2 protein-coding genes are annotated in these 2,890 nt (G+C 63.1%); both read left to right on the top strand.

What is annotated here, in order from left to right; all coding sequences use genetic code 11:
- A partial coding sequence (locus tag HP499_RS22930) for a helix-turn-helix transcriptional regulator (RefSeq protein ID WP_172326368.1) occupies positions 1-1,838 on the top strand: 1,838 nt, incomplete at its 5' end.
- 32 nt (positions 1,839-1,870) lie between these two features.
- Positions 1,871-2,890, top strand: a 1,020-nt coding sequence (locus tag HP499_RS22925) for an AAA family ATPase (RefSeq protein WP_172326367.1), incomplete at its 3' end; no start/stop codon positions are given.

Genomic DNA, 2,890 nt, shown 5'->3' with positions numbered 1-2,890 from the left:
CCATCTTTGGCACCGAAGTTCTGGTGGAGATGGAGGATTCCGGCCTGCTCACTGTTGAACGGGGTGATGACCACTGGGTATCCCTCCGCGACCCCTACGTGGGCGAGGTAGTCCAGGGCTGGCTCAGCACCCGCCGCAGGCGTGAACTGCGACTGATGCTGCATGGGCCCAAGGAACCTGAGCTGCATGGCCTCGCCGCCCAGGATCTTCTGAGCTATGCGGCTTGGTTGCATTCCTGCGATGACGAGCCAATGCCGTCCCCTGCCCATGCACTGGCTGCCGGGCGCGCGGCACTGGATAATTACGATCCCAACTTTGCCATCCAGTGCACGCTGTCCCTGGATCCCAAAGACGAGGAGTGGGTCCCCGGACAGCGGCTGAAGGCTGCGGCCTACCTCATGCTGGACCTGCCGCTGCATGCCGCCCAAGCCTTGGACGAGGTCTCAGAGTCCCATATTGCGGCCTTGGACCCGTTGGAGTTCGCCGAAGTAACCGCCGCAAAATGCCAGGCAATGACATGGATTGATGGCCGCTCAGGCATGGTGCCCGGAGTCATTTCCGATGGCCTTGAGAACATTGCAGCCATGGCCGGCAACTTTCCGGCTGAAACGGTGGCCAAGGCATTCAACCGCCTCCACCTGTGCAGTTACGAGTACAACACCTACATGGGCGAGTACGCCTCAATGATCGATGACCTGGAAGAGGAACTGACCAAAGACCCGGACGCGGACCGGGAGCACTGGTTGAGGTCAGCATTCTTCCTGGTTGAGGCCCGCTGTATTCTTGGCCGCGAACTTGAGGCGCAGGAACTTGCGCGGACCCTTTCACGGCATCTGGCCGATACCGAGCGGCCTGCCCAGCTGGAAGAAGCCTTCGCCAAGCATGCCTTCCTGGTCCTGCTGCTGTCCGGTCAGTGGCGGCAGTGCATCGAACTCATGCGGCGCGCGCCCTCCCGGTCCTCGCGGCTCCAGTACCGCGGTGCCTTGACTGAACTGGGAATCGGCCTTGCCTACGCCTACGCCGGTAAACCGGCCAGCGCCATTGAACCCCTTCGTTCCGCGGTTGCCCAACTGGAACTCCGCCCGGCCATGAACATGAACAAGGTGGCCTACGCTGCCACCGCTTTTGCTTATGCGCAGGTGGGCAATTCCGTGGAAGCAGGCAGGTACCTGGACTTGTACAGGACCTGCCGCGGATCCGGAACGTACTTTTCCGAATCCGTGGCCGAATTCTGCGCCGAGATGGCCGGACGGTGGATGGGGGATCCTGACGTCAAGCAGCGACTCATGGCCCGCGTCCACACGGACGTAGAAAAGCAGCGGCTAACCACTGCCGGCATCTGCCTTTTCGGCGCGACGGTTGAAGGCACTGACGAAGAGTACCGGCTGCTTGAGGACATTGCCGGACGCCGCCAAGGACCACTGGCCCGGATATCCGGCAACCTTGCCCGTGGAGCATTGAACAGGAGTTCGCGGTCAATGCTGGAGGCAGCTGATGCGGCAGCGGGACTGGACCTGTTGGTGGTAGAGGCCAGGTGCGTGGCCATGGCGTTGGACTTTGCCCGGGACGCAGGCGAGACAACTGCTGCCCGGACGGCGCAGTTGAGGCTCGAACGCCTGGAGCATTCGGTGTCCACGTTGCCTATCCAGCCACGGAGCGACGCGCCGGTATTGACGGAACGCGAACGCCAAATTGCTAAACTCGCCGGGAAGGGTGTCAGCAACCGTGAAATCGCGATGGATATTGGGGTGTCTGTGCGAACAGTCGAAGGCCATCTGTACCAGGTATTCACAAAGTTGGGTGTTTCGTCTCGAGGCGAGCTCAATGGGCTCCTATGAGGCAGGCAGCGGAGTAGAACTGCGGAGCGCCCATGCGGGCTGAGCACCTTGTAGGCCGGGACTCTGAGCTGGATCTGGCCATGAAGATTTTGCGTCAGGAAGGTGCGGGGGCGGTGCTCCTGGTGGCGGACCCCGGCATTGGCAAGACGGCGTTGGCCGCCGAAATTGCAGCCCGCCTGGCAGATGACATGGTGGTCATGCGGGTCCATGGAAGCCCGGCCCTGTCTGCTGTCCCCTACGGAGTCCTGGCACCCTACCTCCTTGACCTGCCCGTGGAGCAAGCCACCTCGCCGGTGGCAATCCTTCGGGAGTTCTGGGCACAGTTCGAAAAACGCCGTGGCGGCGAAGGTGCACGGCTGCTGCTCATTGTGGACGATGCCCACGATCTCGATGAAGGCAGCACCCAGATACTGGCCGAATTGGTGACGGCCGGGTGGGCGAGGCTGGTCGCCACGGGCAGACCACGCCCCGGCCTGCCCGCGCCACTGCTTCAGCTCTGGTACGACGGCCTCGCCGAGCGCCTGGAGCTTCACCCCTTGGACCACGACGGCGTCACCGAGCTCGCCGAGAGGACCCTGGGCGGGACCATCATGGCCAGTGCCGCGGATGTGCTGCATTCCGTTTCCGAGGGCAACCCCTTGCTTCTTCGCTGCCTCTTGGATGACTCGAGGGCAGACGGAAACCTGGTGCGTCGAAACGGTGTCTGGTTCCTGACGCGCGCCCTCTCCGGCAGCGGCGAAGGACTGGCCGGGGTTGTGCGGAACAGGGTACTTCGGGCAAGCGAGGCCGAGAGGGAAGCAATGTACGTTATTGCCCTCTCAGAACCGGTCCCCGCTGCCGTGCTGGACACACAGGTTGGCAGGGAGACCGTACGGGCCTTGATGGACAGCCGGTTGGTGCTCTCCACCAACGGACCGGGCAGCCCCCTGAAAATGTGGCACCCCATGTACAGCGAGGCGCTCCGACAAATCGTTTCGCCGGCCCGGAGCCTGCAGATCCGCCAGCGCATGGTTCAGCACCTGCTCGCAGAGCCGCCCACGGCCGAGGGGCTC

The organism is Paenarthrobacter sp. CM16, from assembly GCF_013179505.1.
Lineage (GTDB): Bacteria > Actinomycetota > Actinomycetes > Actinomycetales > Micrococcaceae > Arthrobacter.
This window is presented reverse-complemented; position numbering and strand designations above follow the sequence as displayed.